Below are 23,499 nucleotides of genomic sequence, written 5' to 3' on the forward strand. Positions count from 1 at the left end.
AACTAGAGGTTGCAATATGGACTGGACACAAATTCTCGATATTCTGCACGCAATCACACCGGCCGAACGCCGCCAATGGGTACTGGCGACGGCCGGCGTGGCGGCAACGGTAGCCATCCTGCTCTGGCTGGAAAGCCGGGTTTTTGGCCGCCGCGGCCGAACCGACAGTTGGCTGGCAGTGCGGATCGCGTCGCTGATTGCCGCACCGCTCACCTTTGCCGTTCTGGTATTGCCGGCCCAAGCGGTCAGCGGCATGGAAGGCCTTGCCGTATTCTATCTCTCGCTGTTCACGGCGGCGCCGTTGCTCTGGTTCGGTTGCCATATCGTTTGCGGCAGCCTGGTGAGTCCCGGTTTTTCCCGAAACGAAAGCATTGCGCTGGGTTTCAGCGGCTTGGCGATTCTAGCCGTGCCGTTGACGGCCTATTTCGCGGCGCAAAACCCATTGCACGCCGCCGCCCGGCAGATCGGTTTGCGCCGGGAATTGCCGCCGGACAACCCACCGCTGCCGTATCGCGTAGAGCCGGTTACGCCTTATACGATGCCCGGTGCCGGCCTGATATACACCCAATCGCTACGGGCAGAACCCGGCATCCGCTTGCAACGCGTCGAGCAACGTCTCGGCGGATACTGGCCCGCATACGATATCGAGCACCCCAATTACTGCACACAGGGCAACGACGTTCATCTGATGTGGTCGGCGCAAGAGCCGCCGCCGTATTTGCGGCTATCGTGGCTGCAGTCCGACGCTAGGACGGCCACAACCGAATTCACGCCCGACATGGCGAGCGCGGATAAATCCACTCCTCAGTTCTTCAGCGCAAATTTTCGCGAGGCCGGCTTGGACCCGGTCGCACCGATTCCGCGCGTGCGCATGCACTTGATTCTGCTGCAGGAAGGCTTGCCGGACTATACCGAGATGCTTGGCAATCCGCCCGAAGCCGGCGAACAAAGGACAACAGATTGTGTGGCAGCCGGTTTCGAGCGTTGGCGCCACAGCGACGGCCGGCGGATTCGAGCCGCTGGCATAGCGTTCTACCTGCCGTCCGGCGGCTTACCATTACGAGGCTTATTGGTGCCTGGCGACTCGCAGCCGGCGCAGTAACGCACTTCCGCAAATACGCATTTGCGCCAACCGCGCCGGCTATTCAGCCGGCCGCAAACTGGACTCGAGCACTGCTGCGGAATTGCTCGGCATTTTCGGCGAATCGGAGTACGATGCCAGACAGCCCCGGACTGCACGTCGGGCCTTTCCAGGCTGACCGCCGATACCGGAGTGGATCCCGATGATGAAGTACTACGATCGCAGCCGGAGCATCTGCGAATGGGAACGGCTGGACGAATGGCGGGACAAAATCCGCAGCAGCCTGGCCGGCGGCGAAACCAGCCGGATTTCGCCGTTTCATTTGTTATCCCTGACCGGATTCACTGCCGCCGAACAGCGCCAATGTGCCGATGTCTGGATGTCCGATCGCTTGGCCGCCAGCTCGGCGGAACGGGCAAATTTAGAGTTCATTTTCGACCGCTTGCCGCGCGCCAAAATTCGCCTGGGTTACCTATCCGCCGACTTTCAGGAACACGCCACCGCCTACCTGCTGGCCGAAACGCTGGAAGCCCACGATCGCGACCGTTTCGAACTTTACGCCTATTCCTACGGCGCCGCCGACGACGGCACCATGCGCCAGCGCCTGGAACGCTGTTTCGACCGTTTCATCGATCTCGGGGAATTGTCCATCGCCGCCTGCGCCAAGGCGATTTACGCGGACCGGATCGACATTCTGATCGACTTAAAAGGTTATACCCGCGGCACCCGCACCGAAATTCTGACCTACCGTCCAGCGCCGATTCAGGTGAATTATTTGGGTTATCCGGGCACGATGGGCGGCGATTTCTGCGATTACATCATTACCGATAATTATGTAACGCCACCTGCCAGCGCCGGCGATTACAGCGAAGCGTTCGCTTGCATGCCCGGCAGCTATCAACCGCACGGCTGCGATGTGGCGATCGGCCAACCGAGCAGCCGAGCCGAACAGGGTCTACCCGCCGACGGCTTCGTGTTTTGTTGCTTTAACCAGGCTTACAAAATCATGCCCGAGACCTTCGATATTTGGTGCCGGCTGCTATACAACACTCCCGGCAGCGTGCTGTGGCTGCTGAAAAACTCGCAGGCTAAAGGCCGGCTCCGCAACGAAGCCTATCAGCGCGGCATATCGCCGGAGCGGCTGATTTTTGCCGACGAGGCGCCGCAGCCCGAGCATTTGGCGCGCTTGAGTCTGGCCGATCTGGTGTTGGATACGGCACCTTACAACGCCCATACCACGGCCAGCGACGCCTTGTGGGTCGGCGTACCGCTGGTGACGTTTACCGGCGACACTTTCGCGTCTCGGGTGGCGGGCAGCTTATTGCGGGCGGTGAATCTGGAAGAATTGATCGCCGAAGATGCGGATGCCTATTATGCGCTGGCACTGGCACTCAGCAGCGATCCGCAACGCCTGGCCGAAATCAGACAGCAACTGCAGCAAAACCGTTTATCGGTCGCCTTATTCGACAATGCGGCGTACACACTGGACCTGGAAGCGTTGTATCAAGCCATGTGGGACAGGCATTTGGCAGGTCAATTGCCGGCGGCGATAGGTCGGACTGATTGACCGCACACAATCGAGGCTGCAGTACCAGCCGACACGCGCCGCATTCGCGGAGCGACGGTATTCCCCGCTACCCTTGCCAGAGCCGGATTTGAACCGGCTTTGACCTCCGGATATAGCAAATTCAGATATTTTCCCGACGTTTGCAGTAAAATTGCCGGCTGCCTTGCTGGGCTAAAAATTCGGAGAATCGAGTTAAGCGCGTCCGATTTAGACGACATAGCGAACCAGAGTCGTTATTCGCTTCCAGACCCGGCCAGGCAATTGGCTCAGTTGTGTTTCGTAAGTTATCCACCACTCCGCATCAACGCTACCAGCGCGTTCAGGGCATTCAACCCCGATTACGTTTTGGCACCGACGCAGGGACAGTGTCGACGGCGAATCTGATCACTGGGATTTTCCGCCGCTAGTGTACCCACGAGGTTCTTTTGAGTTTATCCAGCTACCGCAACGTCGACCGCGACCAGCTTGCGCACGATATCAAACAACTTTACCGACAAGCCCAGGCCGATCTGGGGCCTGAAGATTACCGCCACATGCAGCGGATGGAGCGCTGGGGCCAAGCCTGTTCGCTGCTCGGCTACGCTACGGCCTGGATCGCACCGAACCCGCTGTCGGCACTGTTGATCAGCCAGGGCAGTTTTGCCCGCTGGACCCAGGTGGCGCATCCGATCCAGCATCGCGGCTACGACAAAATCAAGCAGGCTAAGCCGCGCTACCAAAGCAAAGGCTTTGCCAAAGGTTGGCGCCGGTTTCTGGATTGGCCGGACTGGATGACGCCGGCCGGCTGGCACCACGAACACGACGTGCTGCACCATTACCGTTTGGGCGAGACTGCCGACCCCAATAACGCTCAGCACAATATGCAATGGTTACGCCAATCCGGCTTGCCGATGTGGTTGCGTTACGTCATTGTGGCGCTGTTCTCCGGCGTCTGGAAGCTGAGCTATTACACGCCGCGTACCCACAAGGAATTGCGCCTGGAACAGGCCCGCCATCAGCACCAACCGGCACCGCAAATGACCCGGCTCGGCGCCTGGAGCCTGTTCACCCCGCAAGGCCGCGGCCTGTGGCTACAAAGCATTTTGCCTTACGCGGCATATCGTTTCCTGTTGCTGCCGGCGCTGTTCCTGCCGCTCGGCACGGTGGCCGCCACCAGCGTATTGTTGAATTCCATCCTGGCGGAAATTTTCACCAACATGCATACCTTTCTGGTGATGATCCCCAACCACGCCGGCGACGACGTGATGGGCTTCGACGAAAAAGCACACAGCAAAGGCGAATTTTATCTGCGGCAAATCCTGGGTTCGGTCAACTACCCGACGGGTTCCAACGCCAACGACTTTTTATACGGCTGGCTGAACTACCAGATAGAGCACCACCTGTGGCCGGATTTGCCGTTGAGCCAATACCAAAAGCTGCAACCGCAAGTCAAAGCCCTGTGCGCCCGCCACGGCATCCCTTATTGCCAGGATTCGGTATTCAAACGCCTGTTAAAAGCGGTGGACATCATGGTCGGCAAGACTTCGATGCTGAAGCCGGCGCTGGCACAGGCTTGACCTAGGCCCTTACGTCAAAGCCATGGTGCCGCCATTATCGGGCTGACCTTGTCAGGCTGTTCTGGGCACATGGCTTTTATCCACGGCAGCGAACGCTTGACCGGACGCCGGCATACGCTGTTGAAATCGTAGCAATTGACGATCGATTGGCATGTTGGGCTTGACTAAGTAACGGCTGCAATCCGCCGGACTATAAATAACGTGCCAACGACATACAGCTAACCATAAGCGGAAGGGGCGGGTGAGTTTACGAACCACCGATCGCGAGCGATGCGGTGCACGTTGTTTACCGCACCCTACCGGGCTAAGTTCAGTTCGCGGTTGGAGAAAGGGATGCATATGAAATGAACTTGATATCCTTCGCATCAACCAATTTGAAGATGCGGTCTTCCGGCTTTTCTCCCAGGCGCACAAGCAAGCCTCGCCCTTCATGCAGATGGATCAATCGCCAAGTGTCCTGAGTGCCTGGGTCGGCAAGCTCAACCTTTGGCAACGGAGAGGACTGCGGGTGCGCATCTCTTGCGGACTGTGCTTGGCCAAGTCGATCCGGTGCCCAAAACAAGCTAGGTAATACGAACCAATAGACAAGCCAAAGCTGACCAGACGTATTGGCGCTTGGCTGCGGTTGCAGGCTGGCGTATAGCTCAGTAATGGTAATGCCGCCTGCAACAGCGCAAGCGATGGCTCCGGCCGAAGCCAGTCCAAACGCAGCGTGTGCTGGCACGTCTCCAAAGGAAGATTGTGCGGCTAGCAGACAAAGCGTTGCGAGAGCAATCAGGCCCGCACAGGCCCAAGTCAGTGTTCTGATCTTTACCTTGCTATCGCTCAGAAACATGAAGGAGTAAAACGCGCCGCACGCAATGGCGAGTATTGTGCCGGCGCTCATCTGTAGCAGTGCTTGGGGCGGTACTGAAGCCGAGGCCCAACTGGCACCGAGCGAAGAGTAGTAGGCTTGGGTTTGGCGCCAGCCTACGAAGTATCCAATGGCCGAGAGCGACACCAAGCCACCGACAATCTTTGGCAAGGCCTCCAATAGAGGAGTTGAGGTCGGCGGCGAAGGGGCAACGGGCATGGTTCTGAGGCCTAATTGAGAAATTAGATGGTTTCCAGATATCTACCGATAAATACTGCTCGAAACGATATCCCATTGATCGGCATATTGGTACCTTTTCTGTATGTCATCGGCGGTCAGCGGATGTGCTCGGTAACATCAAATCGCAGCCATTGAATCACTTCGAGCGCCGGGCCGCAACGAGATCGGTTTCTCTTCCGCCGCAGCTGCCAAACTATCCATCATTTTTGCGTAACGCGTAAAAACCAGACAATCGCTAACTCAAACTCCCAGCGGGTTTTGCCTGCGCCAATTAATATTTCGGCTCAGGCAAATTCAATCCCAAAAGCGAAGGGCGCTTATTTTCCGGTGGAACTCGGCCGAACGGGCTTCGCTTCCGCAGGAGCAGCGGGGGCAGCAGCGGCAATCGAGCCGAAGGCGATTTTATTACCGATCAGCTTTTCCACTTGCCGTAACGCACTGCGTTCGTCGGCGGCAACCAGGGACACGGCAAGCCCGCTCCGCCCGGCCCGGCCGGTACGGCCGATGCGGTGCACATAGTCGGCCGAGGAACGCGGCAATTCGAAATTGACCACGTGCGGCAGTTTGGCGATATCGATGCCGCGTGCGGCGACATCGGTCGCGACCAACACCCGGATGTCGCCGGTTTTGAAGTCGGCCAAGGCGCTGGTGCGGGCGCCCTGGCTTTTATTGCCGTGGATCGCCTTGGCGCTGATTTGGGCCGCGTTCAATTTCTCGGTCAGCCGGTTGGCATTGTGTTTGGTGCTGGTAAAAACCAACACTTGCCGCCAGTCGTTGCTTTTAATCAAATGCGCCAGCACCCCGGCCTTAGCCGGTTTTTCCACGGCATAGGCAATTTGTTCGACGCTGTCGGCCGCGGCGTTTTCGGCGGCGATTTCGACTTGGGCCGGATTGCGCAGCAGCGTTTGCGCCAATCGGCGAATGTCGGCGGAAAAGGTGGCTGAAAACAGCAGGTTCTGCCGGGTTTTCGGCAGCAGGGCCAAAATCTTGTTGATGTCGCGGATGAAGCCCATGTCCAGCATGCGGTCCGCTTCGTCCAGCACCAGCATTTCAACTTGATTCAGTTTCACGGCATTCTGGCCGACCAAATCGAGCAAGCGCCCCGGCGTCGCGGTCAGGATATCGACACCACCGCGCAAGCGCAGCATCTGCGGATTGATTTTGACACCGCCGAACACGACGTCGGATTTCAAGCGCGGCTGTTGATGAACGCCGTACTTGGCGACCGATTCGGCCACTTGCGCCGCTAATTCGCGGGTTGGCGTCAGTATCAGCGCCCTGACCGGCCGATTGCGGCTGGCGCCGGGATTGGTCGCCAAACGCTGCAGAATCGGCAAGGTAAAGCTGGCGGTTTTGCCGGTGCCGGTTTGGGCGGCGGCGAGCAAGTCGCGGCCCGAAAGCACCAGCGGAATTGCTTGTTGTTGAATCGGCGTCGCCGCGCTGTAACCGGCTTCGCGGACGGCGCGGATTAAAGGCTCGGCCAAGCCGAGATTGGAAAATGGCATGAATAATTCTCGATGTGCGGGAGTGAAATCCCGTGAAAAAAAGGAATCCCTAACCGGAGCATCCGGTTAGGGAAAAGGGTAAGACACCGAGGCATCGGTGTCTGCTTGAAGTCGTGTGTCAGGATAGGGTCGCGGTTAACGGCGTCTACCCTGTTTGCCGCCGCCACTTTCGAAGCCAACTCTGAGCATATTGCCGCCGAATTGGACGCCGCTGAGTTTGGCAATCGCCGCTCTGGCTTCATGGCCTTCCATGCCGATGTAACCGAAGCCGCGGCATTTGCCGCTGAACATATCGATGACGAGTTCGATGGAATGCACCTTGCCGAATTCGGAGAACAGGGCCGTGACAGTGGATTCGGTCGCGTCGCTAGGCAGATTGCCGACAAATATTCTTTTCAAAATGAGTCCTGAGTTGGGGGATCAGTATGCGGCTGCTGCTTTGGGCAGAGCGCGTAACGGAGGCGGGATTGGCGAACTTTCCAGACCATTGGCGCGGCACTGGAAAATCAAAACGTTGAGGCAACAAAGCCAGCGATATCGCTTTAACTCGGTTGATTCGTTGTCCGTGCGGATTGGTTCGGTATTGAATACAGGTTGCCGCGTAAGCTACCGGCAACCTGCAGAGCCATCGATTAAATGACTTTTACGTTTTCAGCTTGCAGGCCTTTAGGGCCACGGCCGATGCTGAATTCGACCTTTTGGTTTTCTTCCAGAGTTTTGTAACCGCCGGAATTGATGATGTTTTTGAAATGAACGAAAACGTCGGGGCCGGATTGTTGCTCGATAAAGCCGAAGCCTTTATCGGAATTGAACCATTTTACGGTGCCAGTCGTGATTGTAGACATGAGTAAGTCCTTGATAAATGTGAAATACTGCCTAAAAGGCAGGTGTAGCCGGTAAAATTGGAACTTACTTTATGAAATCAGAGCGAGTTGCGGCTTCGGTGGAAGCGGCATCGAAATGGTAATCAGCAGGGTAAATCTTAATTTTGGAGCTGGCGGGAGTATGGATGCCTAACCGGCGCGAGTCAAGCAGTATTTTCCCGATCGGCCGAATACCCCGCCCCTTATCGCGCGCGGCCTCTCAGATCGAAACCTTCGAACGATGGGCCTTGCCAACCAAGCCCGCGTCGAATTGGGCGCTAGTCAACGGCTGCGCAGACCCGATTGCGCCCGCTTTCCTTGGCTCGGTAAAGCGCCTGATCGGCCCGATTCAGCAACGCATCGACGCTGTCGTCTCCGCCGGTTAAGGCGGCCGCACCGATCGAAACGGTAAAACTCAGCGGCTTGCCGCCATCGTGCGGGACTTGCGCAGTGCCGAGCGCCTCTTTCAGCCGCTCAGCCGCCTCGACCGCGCTTCCCTTATCGGTTTGCGGCAACAGGATCGCGAACTCCTCGCCGCCCAGACGGCCGATAATGTCCGCTTCGCGCAAGGTCTCCCGGCAAACGTCCGCCAATTTTTTCAATACTGCGTCACCGGCGCGGTGGCCGTGAATGTCGTTGACTTGTTTGAAGAAATCCACGTCCATCATCAACATCGTCAACGGATTGCCGTAACGCAACGCGCTGGCGAGTTCCTGCTCGGCCTGTTCCAAGAAATACCCGCGGCTACTGATACCGGTCAAATAGTCGGTACGCGCCTGCCGGGTCAGCTCCGCCTCCAGCCGTTTGCGTTCGGTGATATCGGAATGGGTGCCGCTCATCCTAACCGGTTTGCCGGCCACATCGCGCTGCATGACTTTGGCTTGGTCCAAAACCCAACGAATACTGCCGTCCTTGTGCAGCATACGGTATTCCAGCTTGTGCGACGGCGACCGGCCTTCGATCACATCGCGAATCGACTGCCACGCCGCCGCCCGGTCGTCCGGATGCACGAAATCGCTCCATTGTTGCGTGGTATGGCGGATTTCCTCGTGAGTGTATCCCAACATTTCCGCCCAGCGGGGATTACGGATTACTTCGCCGGTGCTGATATTCCAATCCCAATAGCCCAATTCGGCGCCTTCCAACACAAATCTGAGCTGCTCCTCGCTGCTGCGCAAACTGTCCTCGTCGCCCTTCCGCTGAGTAACGTCACGAATAATGCTGAGTGCATGCCAGTTATTCTGCAATTTGATCGCCGACACCGACAGCTCTATCGGAAACTCGTCCCCGTTTTTTCTGAGGGACATGGTTTGCAGGGTTTTACCGATCATGATGCCCTGGCCGGTGCTTTCGAAGGTCCGGTAACCGGCATGCGCGAGCTCGCGCATCGGTAACGGCACGATCAACTCATGCAGGTTTCGGCCCAGCGCTTCGGTTTCGGTGTAACCGAAAATTCTTTCCGCCGCCAGATTCCAGTGCACCACCTCGGCGTTCCTGCCGATGATGACAATCGCATCCTGCGCCGCCGAACTAATCAAGCGGAACTTTTCCATGCTTTCCGCCAGTTCCGCGCTTTTGTTCTGCAACTCCGTGGTACGTTGCCGCACCAATTCTTCAAGGTGATCCCGATGGTGTTGCAATTCGTCGGTAAGCAATTGCAGTTTGCCGACCACACGTTTGATATGGCTGGCAAACGGTTGAAAAATCAACCCGGCTTCGAGCACGAGCAAGGCTAAAGTCAGCAGCCAAACCGCCGTTTCGGTGGCTTCGATGCGCCTGACATTGGCCTCGCCCTCTGCCTGATATTGCTTGACCATTCCGTCCAGCGCCGACACCAGCGTGGTTGGCGCGGTACGCGTGATCTGCAACAGCAACGGGTGGTTTGTCGTCAACGCGTCGTCGCTTAGTTCCAGCAACTGCCGAACCGCGGCGACGTAACGGTTCACCTGAGCGTCGACGCCGTCGGCACCGGCAAAATACATGGCCTCTACCGTCGGCGAATGGTTGGCGGGCAACCCCATGGCGGGATCGCCAAGCGTCAGCGCCCGGTGCGAACGCTCCATCAAATCCACAGCGTCCTGCAAACTGGCCCGGATGGCCGGCCGGCCGGCCGGCAGCGTCATTACCAACAAATTGGCAAACAATGCAGTACGCTGACTGAGCATACGCTGGCGGCCGCTGACATTAACGATCGCGGCCGTGCTTTGCTGCTCTGCAATCACCAAGCGCAAACTGAACCAGGCGGCGGTAGACGACGCAGCAACCAACAGCAACGCCACGGCGTAGCGCCTGATCAAGGCGCGGGCAATGGCACGATTTTGCGCGATGTTAGCTTCCTTAAACGGCTCTCCGGTCATCAGTACGGTCTCCGCTACTTAGATCTCCAGTTTAGCGAATTTAAGCATGTACCGGTTGGTTTAAAAGACATTCCGGTAATGAAAAACGAGGCAAATACCGACCGTCATGCAGCACCAGACGCCGGCATTCTTCCGATCCTTACGAGCCGCGGCTGGTTGCCATCAAACTTTTATGAAAAGTGGGAAGCCGGCAGCGGAAACGCCAATAATTCCTCGGCCGGCATCGGCTTGGCATACAGATAGCCTTGCACGAAGTCGCAACCGGCCGCCGCCAGAAGATCGCGCTGCCCCAGTGTCTCCACCCCTTCGGCAATGGTTTTTAAACCCAACTTGTGGGCCATCACGACAATCGCTTCCGCGATCGCACGATCGTTGGAATCGCTTTCCAGGTCGCGCACAAACGAACGATCGATCTTCAGGTAGTCGATGGGGAATCTTTTTAAGTAAGCCATCGCCGAATAGCCGGTGCCGAAGTCGTCTAACGCCACCTGCATGCCGACCTGACCCAGATGTTTGATGATTTGCAGGATGTCGGGACGATCGTCCAGCAATAAGCCCTCGGTGATTTCGATGACGATGTGTGCCGGCGTGAGCCCGGTTTGCGCCAAATCAGCCAGCCAAGACACGTAAAAGTCACCCTTGATAAATTGGCGCGGCGACAAATTGACGCTAATTTGCCGGATGAGCCGACTGTCGGCGTTCCAACACCGGGCGGTTTCCACGGCCTGACGAAAGACCCAATCGCCGATGTCGTGGATCAGCCCGTTTTCCTCGGCAATCGAGATGAATTGGTCGGGCGGCACCATGCCGCGTTGCGGATGCCGCCAGCGCAGAAGCGCTTCGGCCTTAACGATCAGGCCGCTGGCAATGTCGACAATCGGTTGATAGTGAACTTGCAATTGGCTTTTGACCCAGGCCTCGCGTAAATCACTGGCAAGTTGCAAGCGGTTTTGCGCTTGTTGCTGCATGGCGGGCGTGAAAAAGCTAAAACCGTTGCGCCCCTGTTGTTTCACGGCATACATGGCCTGGTCGGCGCAACCGACCAAGCTGTCGGCATTGACTGTATCGAAAGGATAAGCGGCAATCCCGATGCTGGCGGAAATATACACGGTGTGTATATCCAAGCTGAATGGCTTGCTAATGTCGCCGACGATGTTTTGCGCGATTCGACCGAGGTGCGACATGTCATCCACCCGCGGCAAGATGACAATGAATTCGTCCCCGCCCAGCCGAGCGACAGTATCGGTTTCGCGAACGGAAGCACGAATCCGCTGGGCGGCTTCGACTAATAACAGATCGCCGATTTCGTGACCCAGCGTGTCGTTGACTTCCTTGAAACGATCCAAATCGATAAATAGCAGAGCCAGACTCTCGCCGCCACGGGCGGCTTTGCCGATTTCTTCGTGCAAGCGGTCGCGAAACATGCGCCGGTTGGGCAATCCGGTCAAAGTGTCGTAGCTGGCCTGATGTTGCATCTGTTCTTCGATGCGCTTGCGCTCGATAGCGATAGCGCTCAAATGACTGGCATAGCGCAGTCGTCCCAGGTTCAATTCATTCGGCTCGCCGGGTTGGCCGCGATACAGGGTGATGACGCCCAATTGCTGGCCGGAAGAGCCGATAATCGGATCCGACCAACTGGAGACCATTCCGGTTGCCGCGGCAAACGCGCGACACTTTTCGGAAGCGGTGGCCAAGCGCATATCCTCTATGATCAAAGGCTCGGCCCGATCGAATACCATGGCACAGCCGCAACCCGGCTCGCCCACTGCCACGCCTTGCCCATGCACGGGGCAAGGAATGGAAAACGACGGCGCCACCCCCTGAATCAAACGCTTGCCAGTTTGATCCAGCAATTGAATCCGACAACGACAACCGGGACAGGCAGACTCGACATAGAGTGCGATTTGCGTGAGTATCTCGCACAGGTCACCGCTTTGAGCCATGCGCTCGAATACCCGTCGACGTTCAATATCCAACAGTTGCTCTCGTCGATGTTTGGTCATGTCGAAACCCAACACCAGCAAACCGCGTATTTCCCCGTTTGCATTACACTCCGGCGAGATACGCACCAGATGGCTGTACAAGACCTCCTGCTTATTGCGCCATTCCAACGTCACATCTTCACGTTTGCCGGACGACAACACCCGCCGCAACAAGGCGATGTAATCATCGACCGTCACATTGGTCGCCCGCCAGAATGCGGTTACATGCGAACCCAGGATGTCTGCTTCCGGTAGATCGACAGCTTCCACGAAAGCCGGGTTGACGTAGGTGTGGTGCAAGCTCCAGTCCAGACGCAGCACGTAGGTCGGCAAGTTTTCGATCAGTGTGCGAAATTCTTGTTGGCGTTCGGCCAGTGCAGACTCCATCTGCTTGCGTTCGCTGATGTTACGGACCATGGCCATGTTGTAGCCTTGGCCGTCGGCTTCGAAATAGTTGGCGACCACCTCGACCGGAAACATTCGCCCGTCCTTGGTCTGGTGGCAGGACTCAAAGGTCAAGGAGCCGTTCTCCCGCAGCTCGCGCCAATGTTCGGGCCAGATCGCATGCTGGTAGTTGGGGTCGATATCCGGGACGCTCAAGCCCAACATTTCGTCTTTGCTATAACCCAGTGCTTGGCAGGCGTGCGCATTGACGTATCGGATGCGGGCATGGGCGTCGATCAGACAAACCGATTCCTCGACCCGATCGATGGCATAGTGCAGGCGGGCCAGCTCTTGCTCGCGTCGTTTGCGCTCGGTGATGTCCAGTATGGTACCCACCAGGAACTGTTGGCCACGCTCGTCGTTGCAGCGGGTTTTCTTGATGATGATGGTATGGGCGTTGCCTGCGCGGTCGGTAAACGTCACCTCGCTGACATTCTCCTCGCCGCTGGCGAACACCGCATCGTCATTAATCCGGAATACGGCGGCCTGCTGCGCGGAAAAAAAATCGCAATCGCGCTGCCCCAATAAGGTGTCCATCGGCTGGCCGATGAACTCGCAAAAAGCCTGGTTGAGCCTGACCCAGCGATGCTCACGGTCTTTGACGAACACCGGGTCGGCGATCGTTTCGATCACCCTGTCGAGAAATTGGTGGGACTCATTGAGCAGGCGTTCCGACTGCTCGCGTTCCAGCTCGGCTGCCGCACGGGTCGCCACCAGTTGCAACAAGGCGGTCACACCGGCGAGGTCGTGCATCGGCTTGCCGTCCATCACGGCAATCAAACCGACCGCCTGGCCCGACGAATCCAGCAGCGGTAGCCCGACATAGCTCTCGACATCCATTTCAACCAGCAATCCATCTTCCGGGAACAGGCGCCGTATCTGCTCCGTGTAACAACATAACGCGCCGCCCTCGATCACGTTGGCGCAAGGCGTCCCTTTTAAGTCGTATTGGGTATTGGGCAACATAGCCCCCTTAGCGTACATCGCTACGGTTTCGGCAATCCCCGAGCCTTTCAGCAACCGGTTGACGACTACATAATCCATTGCCAGCGTCTCGCCCAAGTAACGGGCAAGTGCCGACAAAAACGATTCGCCGTCGGCCTGCCAACGCCGTTGCGCAATGAATTGCAGGGTGTTCTCGATGTGCTTGCGTTCAGTGATATCGAGCGATGTGCCGATAAAGCGCACCGGCTTGCCGTCGGCATCGTAGTAAGGTTGACCGCGTTCGAGGATGTATTTGACGCGACCATCCGGGAACAACAAACGATGTTCGACTTCATAGTGCGTCCGTTGCACAATCGATGCGTTATACACCTGCACCACTCGCGCTCTGTCGTCGGGATGAACCGTGTCGACGAAGGATTCAAACGTTGCAGCGAACCGGGTCTTGTCGATTTCCCAGATGCGAAAGGTCTCGTCCGACCAGGTCAACACATCATTGACGATATCGACATCCCAACTGCCAATATGACCGATGCGTTGGGCTTCTTCCAGCGCCACTCGACTGGACTGCAAGGCTTGTTCGATCTGCTTGCGCTCGGTGATATCCAGCATGATGCCATGCCACTCGATCTCACCCTCGGGGCCCAGATCCGGGGCTGGCGCGGACTTGGCTTCGAGCCAGCGGATTCCCTTGGCGGGGTGAATGATACGAAACTCGATATGAAACAGCCCCCGCTGTTTCACCGAGTTGGCCAACGCGGCCTCGATCATTTCCCTGTCATCCGGATGGGCCATAGCATGCAACGGAGCCATGTCCTCGGCCACCTGCTCCGCTTGCAGACCGTATAAATCGCATATGCCGCTGCTCGCATAGGGAAAGCTGAAACGGCCATCCCGCGACAAGCGAAAGGTAAACACAAAACCCGGCAGATGGGCCGCCATCCGCGAAAAACGCTGTTCCAATTCTAAGGCCAACGGCATCGATATTGCCTCTTCAACTCAGGTAACTCGGAACACCCGGCGCCCCGTCCGGCCCATCCGAATGTCGTCGAATCTGTTTGGGCTTAGAGCCCTGACCCGGTCCAGCAATCGCACCCCCAATACCAACAAACTCTATTCAAAACCCACGCAACTTGGACGTGGCGTCAGAGGAAGCCAAGTCGGTCGGAAAATACAGACTCCATGGGACTGGTTCTCCGACAACCACGTGTCAGTTCGTAAAAAAACGGCAGGCAATTCCGGCGTCCGTCTTGCGCTTTGGTTTGAGGCAAACCGCTTTGTGTGATTCAGCTGAAGGCGGTTATCACAACCGACGAAAAACATCCTAAACCATTGACTTAACGCAATGTCACTGACCTGAAGCTAACTCGGCGCCGAATACGGTCGAGAAAATTATAGAGTATGAAATCGCAGGATGAGGAATCGAAAGCCACTTGAATTAAGCTGGACTCCGGTCTGATCAGCAGGAGCGCAGTCATGCTGCCCTGCTGATCAAAATAAGGCCAATCACGGATTTGCCGCTAGATGGGGCAAAGCCCTCTATGGATGGCACTCCGGCAATAGCGAACTGCGCCAGTATTGGCCTTCTTTCTCGAACAAACGCCGGCTTTCTTCCGGCCCCCAGGAACCGGCCGGATAGGTAGGGATATAGTCGCGTTCGATTGCCCAGTTTTGCAGGATCGGATCGACGATACGCCAGGCATACTCTACTTCGTCGAAGCGCAGGAACAACGAGCGATCGCCTTTCATGACGTCCAGCAACAGGTCCTCGTAAGCGTCGACCCGGCGTTCGTCGGGTTGGCGGAAACTGGCGTCCAGGCTGGTGGTGCGGGTGCGCATCTCCAGCCCGGCTTCTTTGACGGTCATTTCCATCCGGATACATTCGTCGGGCTGAATCCCCATCAATACCCAGTTCGGCGTCATGCATTGCACCTGGGTGTCGCGGAAAAATTGCAAGGGCGGATGGCGGAAACAAATCGAAATCGACGACTGGCCCTTGGCCATACGCTTGCCGGTGCGCAGATAAAACGGCACGCCGCGCCAGCGCCAGTTGTCGATCAGCAATTTCACAGCGGCGTAGGTCTCGGTCGTGCTTTCGGCCGGGATATTGGGTTCTTCCAGATAGGCCGGGACTTTTTGGCCGGCGATGTTGCCCTTGGCATATTGGCCGCGGAAGGCGTGGGCATGCACGGCCGACTTCGGAATCGGCCGGATCGATTTCAGGACTTTGACTTTCTCGTCGCGTAGCGATTCGGCGTCCATCGATACCGGCGGCTCCATCGCCACCAAGGTCAATAATTGCAGCAAATGGCTTTGCACCATATCGCGCAACGCGCCGGCGCTGTCGTAATAGTCGCCGCGACTGCCGATGCCCAGTTCTTCGGCATGGGTAATCTGCACGTGATCGATGTAATTGCGGTTCCACAACGGCTCCAGCATCACGTTGGCGAAACGGAACACCAGCACGTTCTGCACCATGCCCTTGCCCAGATAGTGGTCGATCCGGTAAATCTGGTCCTCGCTCAGATAGCGGTTCAGGCGTTTTTGCAGCGCTTGCGCGCTCTCCAGATCGTAACCGAACGGCTTTTCGATCACGACCCGGCGCCAACCGTACTCTTCGTTGAGCAGGCCGACGTTACTCAGCGATTCGATCACGTTGCCGAAATCGCTGGGGCCGATCGCCAAATAAAACGCGATATTGCGGGAAAATTGCGGGCGGCCGCCCAGGGTTTCCGCCAGCGCTTGGTAGCATTCGGTCTGGTCCAGGTCGCCGCGGTGGTAATCCAGGCGTTCGGCGAAACGGGCGAATTCGGCTTCGTCCAGCGGCGTTTTCGACTGCTCCTGCAACAAGGTTTTCACTTCGGCCAGCCAGGTCGCCCGATCCCACGGCCGCCGGCCGACGGCCAGGATGCGGGTGTCGTCCGGCAGTTTTTTTTCCAGTTGCAAATGATAAAACCCGGGCATCAATTTCAGCCGGGCGAGATTGCCGGTGGCGCCGAAAATCACGTAGGTACAGGGATCGGTATTCATGGCTCTGACTCCTTGCCGAAATGGCGCTGCTTAAAACAGTCTCAGCCAGTTTGCATGATTTATCGAGAGCCGTCGATCTTGGCGTGACCACTAGCGCCAGAAAGTGCGGCCAGGCAGGTCGCATCGGTCCCGGCAAAGCTGCGGATTACCGGTTGCCAAGACTAGCAGCTTGATTTTTCGGGGTGGTTTGCCGGACCGATGCAATCGGCTCCCGCGCTGACGGGAGCCGTGGCTGGAAACGCTACTGCGGACAACGCGGTTGGCGCGAAGCAAAAGTCATCAGGTGTTGGCCAGCATCGCCAACGCCGTCAGACTGGGCAGGAAGAAATAAGCCCCGCCGCGGGTGGTGACGAACTGCTGGAAGCCGCAGACCCGGCGCCGTAACGGTTGGTCCTGAATGGTGAATTTGCGGTCGGTTTCCACCGCGCTGCCGATCAACGGATCGTCTTCGTCGTACAAGCCGGCAAATTTGACGTTGTTGATCCAGGTATGTTGTACGAATTCGAACTGGCGTTCGATATTGGCGTTCAGGCAGATGAACAGCAGGCCACGCTCGTCTTTGCTGGTGTCCTGGCTCGGATCTTCCAAAAAGCTGCCGTAACTGCGGCCGCGGCGCAAGATGCGGTGGCGGTTGGCCACTTTCAGCGATTCGGCCTCGTTTTCGCCCAAACCCACCCCGCGCGGATTGGCGCGGCGAATGTGCGAGCCGAACGGGCAGCCGGTGCCGTCCTTGTCGTTAGCGAAGGTAAAGCTGTTGTCGATTTTATTGGAATCGGTCTTTTCCCCGGGCTCGACCACCGCACCGCTTTTCCAGCGGCCGACGAACTTGGCGGCCAGATATTCCGGATCGATGCCCTGCCGTGCCGCCTCGTCGTTGATAAACTGCCAGAATTCGCCGACGTTCTGTTTCAATTGGCGGAACACCAGGTAGGTACCGTTGGCGCCGAATTGTTCGCTGACCGGCATCTGGGTCTTCTTGCCGTCGTACTGGTTCGGGTAACCCAATAGAAACTCCCCGGTCGCGATTTCGCCGCTGCCGGACACGGTTGGAAAGCCGTCGACCAGCGGATCGGAAATACCGTCGGCAAAGCCGAAATGCTCCCGCACGAAGCCGTGCTGGTTTTGCACCTTGGCGCCGGCATCCAGACGGTCGATTTTACTCAAGCCGGCCGCTTTTAAGCCTTTTTCGAAACTGCTGCAACTGGCGGCGTGAATCGCATCATCCTTGGAAAACAGAATCAGCAGAATATCGACTTCCTTATTGCCGTTGCCCCAACTCCATTGCGCCGGGTCGTTGGGGCCGCGGTCGCCGAGCAAGGCCGAACGGTGTTCGGAATTCATCCCTTCCCGGAACGACAGTTCGAAACTGTAGCGTTTGGCCTCGTCGGCCTCCAGTTTGCAGTAGCCGGGATAGCTGATCGCCAAGTTCAGACGGTTTTCGGTGGTGTCGTCCGGCTTTTCGGCGCCGTGGCTGATCTGGCCGCTGGCGACCAGATTTTTCAACCAGGCTTTGGTTTTGGCGGCATCTTCGATCCGGAGCAGATAATAGCTGGCATTGGCCATGTATTTGTTGTATCCGCTGAATACGATGCCTTGTACTTCGTCTAGTTTTATCGTTGTCATGGTTCAGTTCCTTATAAGCATTTCAGCCAGGCGGCCAGATCGGCGGTGGAGAACAAACCGCCATGGATGCGGCGGTTGTTATCAATGTTTTTCACCGACAAATCGGTATAGGCGCTGTACCAGACCAATTCCGGCAACTGGCTGTTACGGGCGAAGTTTTTGAAACGCTGTTCGTCGCGGGAACCGCCGCGCAAGGCCAACCATTGCGTATCCGGAAAACCTCTGTCCTTGGCTTGCTGGGTGTTACTCCAGACCGCGGTCAAACCGACGCTGGCATGGTCGATGAATTCGCCCAGGTAGTTTTCCCAGCTGCCGTCGTAATTGCTCATGAACAGCAGGCGTCGGCGGCCGCCGGCATTGCCGGGCAGAATCACCCAGCGGGCGAAGTGAATGGTAACGATGCCGCTCAAATTGCCTTTGGTCGCCACCAGTTTGGCGACCAAATTGATGCCGGCCAACACCACCTTCAACGTGTAGAACCGGAAATTACCGGGCTTGATTTCGATCACGCTGGTCAAATGGTTTTGCAACTGGCGGTCTTCGACCCGCTGAATCGCCCGCATTTGCTCGGACACCACCCAAGGTTTGTCGTCCTGTTTGTCGCGCATTTCATGCCAGCGCAGCACGACGCCGAACGCGACTGCACCCAGCACCGCCGCGGTCGCCAAAAATTCGGTAAACGGCCCGAACCAACCGAAAAAGCCGCCGACCAGGACGATGCCGACCACCGCCAACAGCGCATTGAAGACTTTATCGCCATAGAGCGTAAAGAACGGCTGAGCCTCGATCTTGGGAATACCGCCCGGATACACCGTATTCAAATGCTGCACCACCGCGGCGTGGATTTGCGCTTCGCTTTGGCCGACCAACTGGCTGCGGTTTTCGTCGATGAATTTTTGGATATGGCCGCGGATTTCGCGCTGCCGGTAAATCGTATTGCGGTTCTGGCCGGGATGGGCGACGTAAAACGCATTGGCGCCCTGGTCGTTGGCCAGCAAGTAAGCCGCCAACTGGCCGGCATCGCTGCCGGGATAACCGGCGCAACAGCTGTAGACCTTGTTGACGAACTGCGGATTCTTCGCGATCAGTTCGTTGACGAAAGCCTTGACCTCGCCGTCGATATTGGCCTCGAACGCCAGCAAGGCCGGTGCCGGCGAACTGCCCGGCGACGGATGGTCGCCGGGTATGACGAAAAAAGTGCAGTAATGCAGATGCTCGTAGGCGGCGAAGGATATCTCCTGGCCTTTCTTGTTTTTGATATCCAGCCCGATCGGCTCCAGATAGCTTTTCAGCTCCTCCAGCTTGTCCGGCAAAATTTCCGTGATAACGGTCATCGGATTCTGTTGCATAGCAAAGTCCTCTTGAAATTATTATGGTCTGGTCGAAATTACCGATCGAACGCCAGCACGAACTGATCGGGGAACGGACCGTCGTACAACAGGCACCCGCATTTCCTGAGATTGTTCAGTCTCAGCAAACTGCCCACTATCAACGGAATCTGGATGCGGTTGACGTACTCGCCGAAACAGCGGTGCATGCCGTCGCCGAAATGCAGGTATTTGTCCAGCGGACGGTCGTCGCGGACGCTGAACGGTTCCGGCCAGGCGCTTTCGTCGAACATCGCCGAGGCGGTGAAGGCAAACACTTCGGTTCCTTGCGGAATCTTGACGCCGCCGATTACCGCACCGTGTTTACAGTGGCGGCGCATCGCCGCAGCCATGGTATTGAAGCGGAACACGTCGAAGCACAGATGCAACAATTTGTCCTCGTCATCGACCGCTTGCTTGGCCCGGGCCAAGACGTCCGGCTGGGCCAGCAATTGTTCGACGATCAAAGTACTGGCCATCGACGTGGTGTCCAACGCGCCGACGATCAGGCCGGAAATATTGCGGCGGATACCGTCGTCATCCAGATCGTGCTGGCCGTCCATACCCATTTTGATCAGACGGGACAAAAAGTCTTCGCAGACCTCGCCGTTTTGCAAACGCTGCCGGCGTTCGGCAATCAGATTCAGCAGATAAGGCCCCATTTCCCGGAAGGATTGTTCGGCGGTTTGCTGAATCGCGCGGTCGTTGCTCAAGTTCAGGAACAGGTCGTGAAACAGCGAGCGCATCCAGCGCATCATCGTCACTTCGTCCGGCCCCGGCACGCCCAGGTAATCGCTGATGAAGCGCCGTGCCGCCGGCCGCGCCAGTTGCGACACCATATCGATCCGGCCCACCGGCAGCGCGGCTTGCACCAGCTCGTCGCAGTGTTTACGGACGATACGGCGGATCAACTCGGCTTCGTTGGGCTGGATCACCCGCCGCAATGCGCCCTGCTCGCGGCTGTATTGTTCGGACCGGTCCATGCCCAGGAAAAACGGCCCGTTCAGGCGTTGCATGTTCGGCGCGTTGATTTCGGCGATGGTGAATTCGGTATCGCGCGCCAGCGTCTCGCGCACGTCGGCATCGCGGGTGACGATGCCGTATTTGCCGAGCACCAATACCGGCTTGTGTTCACGCAACCAGGCGAACAATGGCCGCTGCACCTTGGCCCCGGTCAATTGGGCGATGCCGCGCGCCAAATAGTACGAAAACAGATTCTGCGGCGTGGTGGAGGTCGGGTGGTGATCCAGCTCGGCCTGGCGTGGCGGCCGGTGTTCGCGGTACATCTTCAAAGCCAGTTCGCCGCTGCGGGTAGCGCGCAACTGTCGGCAAAACGCCTGATATTCTTCAGGCAAACTGGCGAAGGCCGGAAACTCGCCGCCGTATTGGTCCGGAAAAATCACCGGCGCCGCCAGCGCCGCCAGGGCGTAATCGGCAATTCCCGGTTTTGCACCGGCAAGATAAGCCCGGCCGTCGCTCAACAAGGCATCGAATTCGCCGAATAGCGTCTCGATTTTGGTCCGGTTGGGTTGAACGTGTTCGCTGCCGACCGGCAGATGTTTCTGCATCGCCGCGCGGATATACGGATAGGCTTTTTCCAGAATGGCTTGCTGCCAGCCCGCAATGCCCCGCCGCCAGGCCGGCAGCAAAATCTGCGGGTGCGGCAGCAACATCGAATAGGCGTAATCGCGAGTCGCCAGACCCAGGGCATCCAGTTTGCTCAGTACTTCAGCGGTGGCTTGCCGCTCCGCGTTACCGGCCGGGAACAGACGCTGATCGGCCGGCAAGCGGGCGTCGACGTATCCGACGATGTCGCGCCAGCTATCCAGCGTCGCCTCGCTGCTGACGAATACCGGCATGGCCTGACCGCCGCCACCGGCCAGTCGAAACGGCAGCAAATGCAATACCGGCGCGCTGCCTTGTTCGCGGTAAGGTACGCCGCCGGCTTCCAAGACCCAGCGTACCAACTCGCAAATATGGGATGTCGGAATCGTCAGCAGGCGATTCAATTTTTTGGAACGGGCTCCGCGCCGCGTGTTTCCGGGTCTGATCATGCTTCCTACCTCGTTGTTTATAGTTATTGTGTGCATTCCCTGCTTGGCAGCATATCTCCGCCACTGCCGACAATGGCTGATTCGGCGGCGTTACCGCCGCCAACCATCGCCCGCCGATTTAAGACCGAAATATGATAGATCAATCGTAACTAATTGAAATAAAAAGTGAAAGTGAAAAATTACCATAAGCAACAACCATGCCGTAAGGAGACTTAGTTCACAAAAACCGCCGCCTTCCAGCAAGCGCAGGCCTAACGCGCAAACGCTTGCTCCACGTTCACCACATTGCAATCTTTCTGTAACCGGACCTTAACCGTCCTGTCATCCCGAGCTTCCTATAATCCGCGGCTTATCAAACCGCTTGGGAGCCTTTCGAATGCGACATTTCCGTAAATTCCGCTTTACCCCGCTGGCTTTGGCCTTGAGTCTTGCCGGATTACTACCGGCCCACGCCGAAACCGCCGACGTGCCGCAAATGGCCCAAGGCATACAGATCGGCGATTTGGCGCCAGGCCGTGCCATCATTTGGAGCCGTGCCGACCGCCCGGCGCGAATGTTCGTCGAGTACGCCTACAATCCGCAATTTATCGACTCGGTGCTGATCCGCGGCCCGCATGCGACGGCCGAGTCCGATTTCACCGCGCGCCAGGATTTGACCGGGCTGGAGCCCGGTAAGGACGTTTACGTCAAGGTCTGGTTCCAAGACCTGTCCAATGCCCGCAATAAAAGCGAAGCGGTGAACGGCAAATTCCATACCCTGGGCAAACGCGACAATATCCGTTTCGTTTGGGGCGGCGACATCGCCGGCCAGGGCTGGGGTATCAACGAAAGCTTCGGCGGCATGAAAATTTACGAAGCGATGCGCCAGGTGCGGCCACAATTCTTCATCGAAAGCGGCGACAGCGTCTATTCGGACGGGCCAATCCCGGAAAGCCGGGTAGCAGAGAACGGCCAGGTTTGGACCAATCTGGTCACGCCGGAAGTCAGCAAAGTGGCCGAGACCTTGAACGAATTCCGCGGCCGTTACAAGTACAACCTGCTGGACGCGAATGTGCGCCGCTTTAATGCCGAAGTGCCGCAAATCTGGCAATGGGACGACCACGAGGTGGTCAACAACTGGTCCGACGCCAAAGACTTGAGCAACGACGCCCGTTACACCGAGAAAAACATCCCAACCTTGATCGCCAGAGCCACCCAGGCTTTCCACGAGTACGCTCCACTGCGTCCGCACGGCGCCGAAGAGTCCGAGCGGGTTTACCGCAAACTGTCCTACGGTAAATTGCTGGACGTATTTGTGATCGATATGCGCAGCTACCGCGGCCCCAACACCGCCAATCTGCAGACCAACGAAAGCCTGGACTCCGCATTTCTGGGCGAAGAGCAATTGGCCTGGCTGCAAGAGGAACTGGCAAACTCGGATGCGACCTGGAAAGTCATTTCCGCCGACATGCCGATTGGCTTGAACATCGGCGACGGCCAGTTACCGGACGGCACGCCGCGCTGGGAAGCGATCGCCAACGGCAACCACGGCCCGGCCGCCGGCCGCGAGCTGGAAATCGCCCGTTTGTTGAAATTCATCAAGGACGCGCGGATCAAAAACATCGTCTGGCTGACCGCCGACGTGCATTACGCCGCCGCGCATTTCTACGATCCGGCCAAAGCCGCCAGCAAAGACTTCCTGCCGTTTTGGGAATTCGTCTCCGGCCCTTTAAATGCCGGCTCGTTTGGCCCCAACGGCACCGACGGCACTTTCGGCCCGCAAGTGGTATTCAGCAAGGCACCGCCGGCCGGCCAAGCCAATTTGTCGCCTTATGCCGGGCTGCAATTCTTCGGCCAAGTGGATATCGATCAACGTAGCCGCGCCATGACCGTACAACTCAAAGACCTGAACGGCGCCGTCGTGTTCAGCAAAACCTTGCCGGCGCAAACCGGCCGCGACCGCAAATACGCCTGGGACCGCGACTAACACTGAGGCCGGACGCTTCGTCGTCCGGCCGCTCCAGTTTTAACTCTGTTACCGAATTACTTTAAGGAA

General features: G+C 57.5%; 14 protein-coding genes. 4 read left to right on the plus strand and 10 right to left on the minus strand.

Annotated elements, in window-relative coordinates:
• Window positions 1-16: 16 nt before the first annotated feature.
• The 3 genes from PL263_RS10090 (at window position 17) to PL263_RS10100 (ending at window position 4,204) form a co-directional block, all read left to right on the plus strand.
• The gene (locus PL263_RS10090; protein WP_278209313.1) at window positions 17-1,102 is read left to right on the plus strand and encodes a hypothetical protein; all 1,086 of its coding nucleotides are present in this window, start codon (window positions 17-19) and stop codon (window positions 1,100-1,102) included.
• A gap of 181 nt (window positions 1,103-1,283) precedes the next feature.
• Window positions 1,284-2,648, plus strand: coding sequence for a UDP-N-acetylglucosamine-peptide N-acetylglucosaminyltransferase (locus PL263_RS10095; RefSeq protein WP_278209314.1), 1,365 nt, complete (start codon window positions 1,284-1,286; stop codon window positions 2,646-2,648).
• Window positions 2,649-3,073: 425 nt separating this feature from the next.
• Window positions 3,074-4,204, plus strand: coding sequence for a fatty acid desaturase (locus PL263_RS10100; RefSeq protein WP_278209315.1), 1,131 nt, complete (start codon window positions 3,074-3,076; stop codon window positions 4,202-4,204).
• A gap of 310 nt (window positions 4,205-4,514) precedes the next feature.
• On the opposite strand, the gene PL263_RS10105 is transcribed toward PL263_RS10100, so the two are convergent.
• The 10 genes from PL263_RS10105 to PL263_RS10150 all read right to left on the minus strand — a co-directional run bounded on the left by PL263_RS10105 (window position 4,515) and on the right by PL263_RS10150 (window position 21,464).
• Complete coding sequence (locus PL263_RS10105) at window positions 4,515-5,090, minus strand: hypothetical protein (RefSeq protein WP_278209316.1); 576 nt, start codon at window positions 5,088-5,090, stop codon at window positions 4,515-4,517.
• A 524-nt stretch (window positions 5,091-5,614) separates the two neighbouring features.
• Window positions 5,615-6,802, minus strand: a complete 1,188-nt coding sequence (locus tag PL263_RS10110; RefSeq protein ID WP_278209317.1) for a DEAD/DEAH box helicase — start codon at window positions 6,800-6,802, stop codon at window positions 5,615-5,617.
• A gap of 135 nt (window positions 6,803-6,937) precedes the next feature.
• Window positions 6,938-7,201, minus strand: coding sequence for an RNA-binding protein (locus PL263_RS10115; RefSeq protein ID WP_140913005.1), 264 nt, complete (start codon window positions 7,199-7,201; stop codon window positions 6,938-6,940).
• Between the two features lie 233 nt (window positions 7,202-7,434).
• Window positions 7,435-7,647, minus strand: a complete 213-nt coding sequence (locus PL263_RS10120) for a cold-shock protein (protein ID WP_064022702.1) — start codon at window positions 7,645-7,647, stop codon at window positions 7,435-7,437.
• Window positions 7,648-7,943: 296 nt separating this feature from the next.
• The gene (locus PL263_RS10125; protein ID WP_278209318.1) at window positions 7,944-10,022 is read right to left on the minus strand and encodes a diguanylate cyclase; all 2,079 of its coding nucleotides are present in this window, start codon (window positions 10,020-10,022) and stop codon (window positions 7,944-7,946) included.
• Between the two features lie 170 nt (window positions 10,023-10,192).
• Window positions 10,193-14,371, minus strand: coding sequence for an EAL domain-containing protein (locus tag PL263_RS10130; RefSeq protein ID WP_278209319.1), 4,179 nt, complete (start codon window positions 14,369-14,371; stop codon window positions 10,193-10,195).
• Window positions 14,372-14,929: 558 nt separating this feature from the next.
• Window positions 14,930-16,420, minus strand: coding sequence for a glucose-6-phosphate dehydrogenase (zwf, locus tag PL263_RS10135; protein ID WP_278209320.1), 1,491 nt, complete (start codon window positions 16,418-16,420; stop codon window positions 14,930-14,932).
• Window positions 16,421-16,699: 279 nt separating this feature from the next.
• Window positions 16,700-18,043: a Dyp-type peroxidase gene (locus tag PL263_RS10140; RefSeq protein WP_278209321.1), complete on the minus strand. Its 1,344-nt coding sequence runs from the start codon at window positions 18,041-18,043 to the stop codon at window positions 16,700-16,702.
• An 11-nt stretch (window positions 18,044-18,054) separates the two neighbouring features.
• Entirely contained in the window at window positions 18,055-19,377 is a 1,323-nt protein-coding gene (locus PL263_RS10145) for a hypothetical protein (protein ID WP_278209322.1), read from the minus strand.
• Between the two features lie 53 nt (window positions 19,378-19,430).
• Complete coding sequence (locus PL263_RS10150; RefSeq protein WP_278209323.1) at window positions 19,431-21,464, minus strand: cytochrome P450; 2,034 nt, start codon at window positions 21,462-21,464, stop codon at window positions 19,431-19,433.
• Between the two features lie 376 nt (window positions 21,465-21,840).
• Between PL263_RS10150 and PL263_RS10155 the strand changes: the two genes are divergently transcribed.
• Window positions 21,841-23,430: an alkaline phosphatase D family protein gene (locus tag PL263_RS10155; protein ID WP_278209324.1), complete on the plus strand. Its 1,590-nt coding sequence runs from the start codon at window positions 21,841-21,843 to the stop codon at window positions 23,428-23,430.
• The last annotated feature ends 69 nt before the right edge of the window (window positions 23,431-23,499 follow it).

It is taken from the genome of Methylomonas sp. EFPC3 (assembly GCF_029643245.1).
GTDB lineage: Bacteria > Pseudomonadota > Gammaproteobacteria > Methylococcales > Methylomonadaceae > Methylomonas > Methylomonas koyamae_B.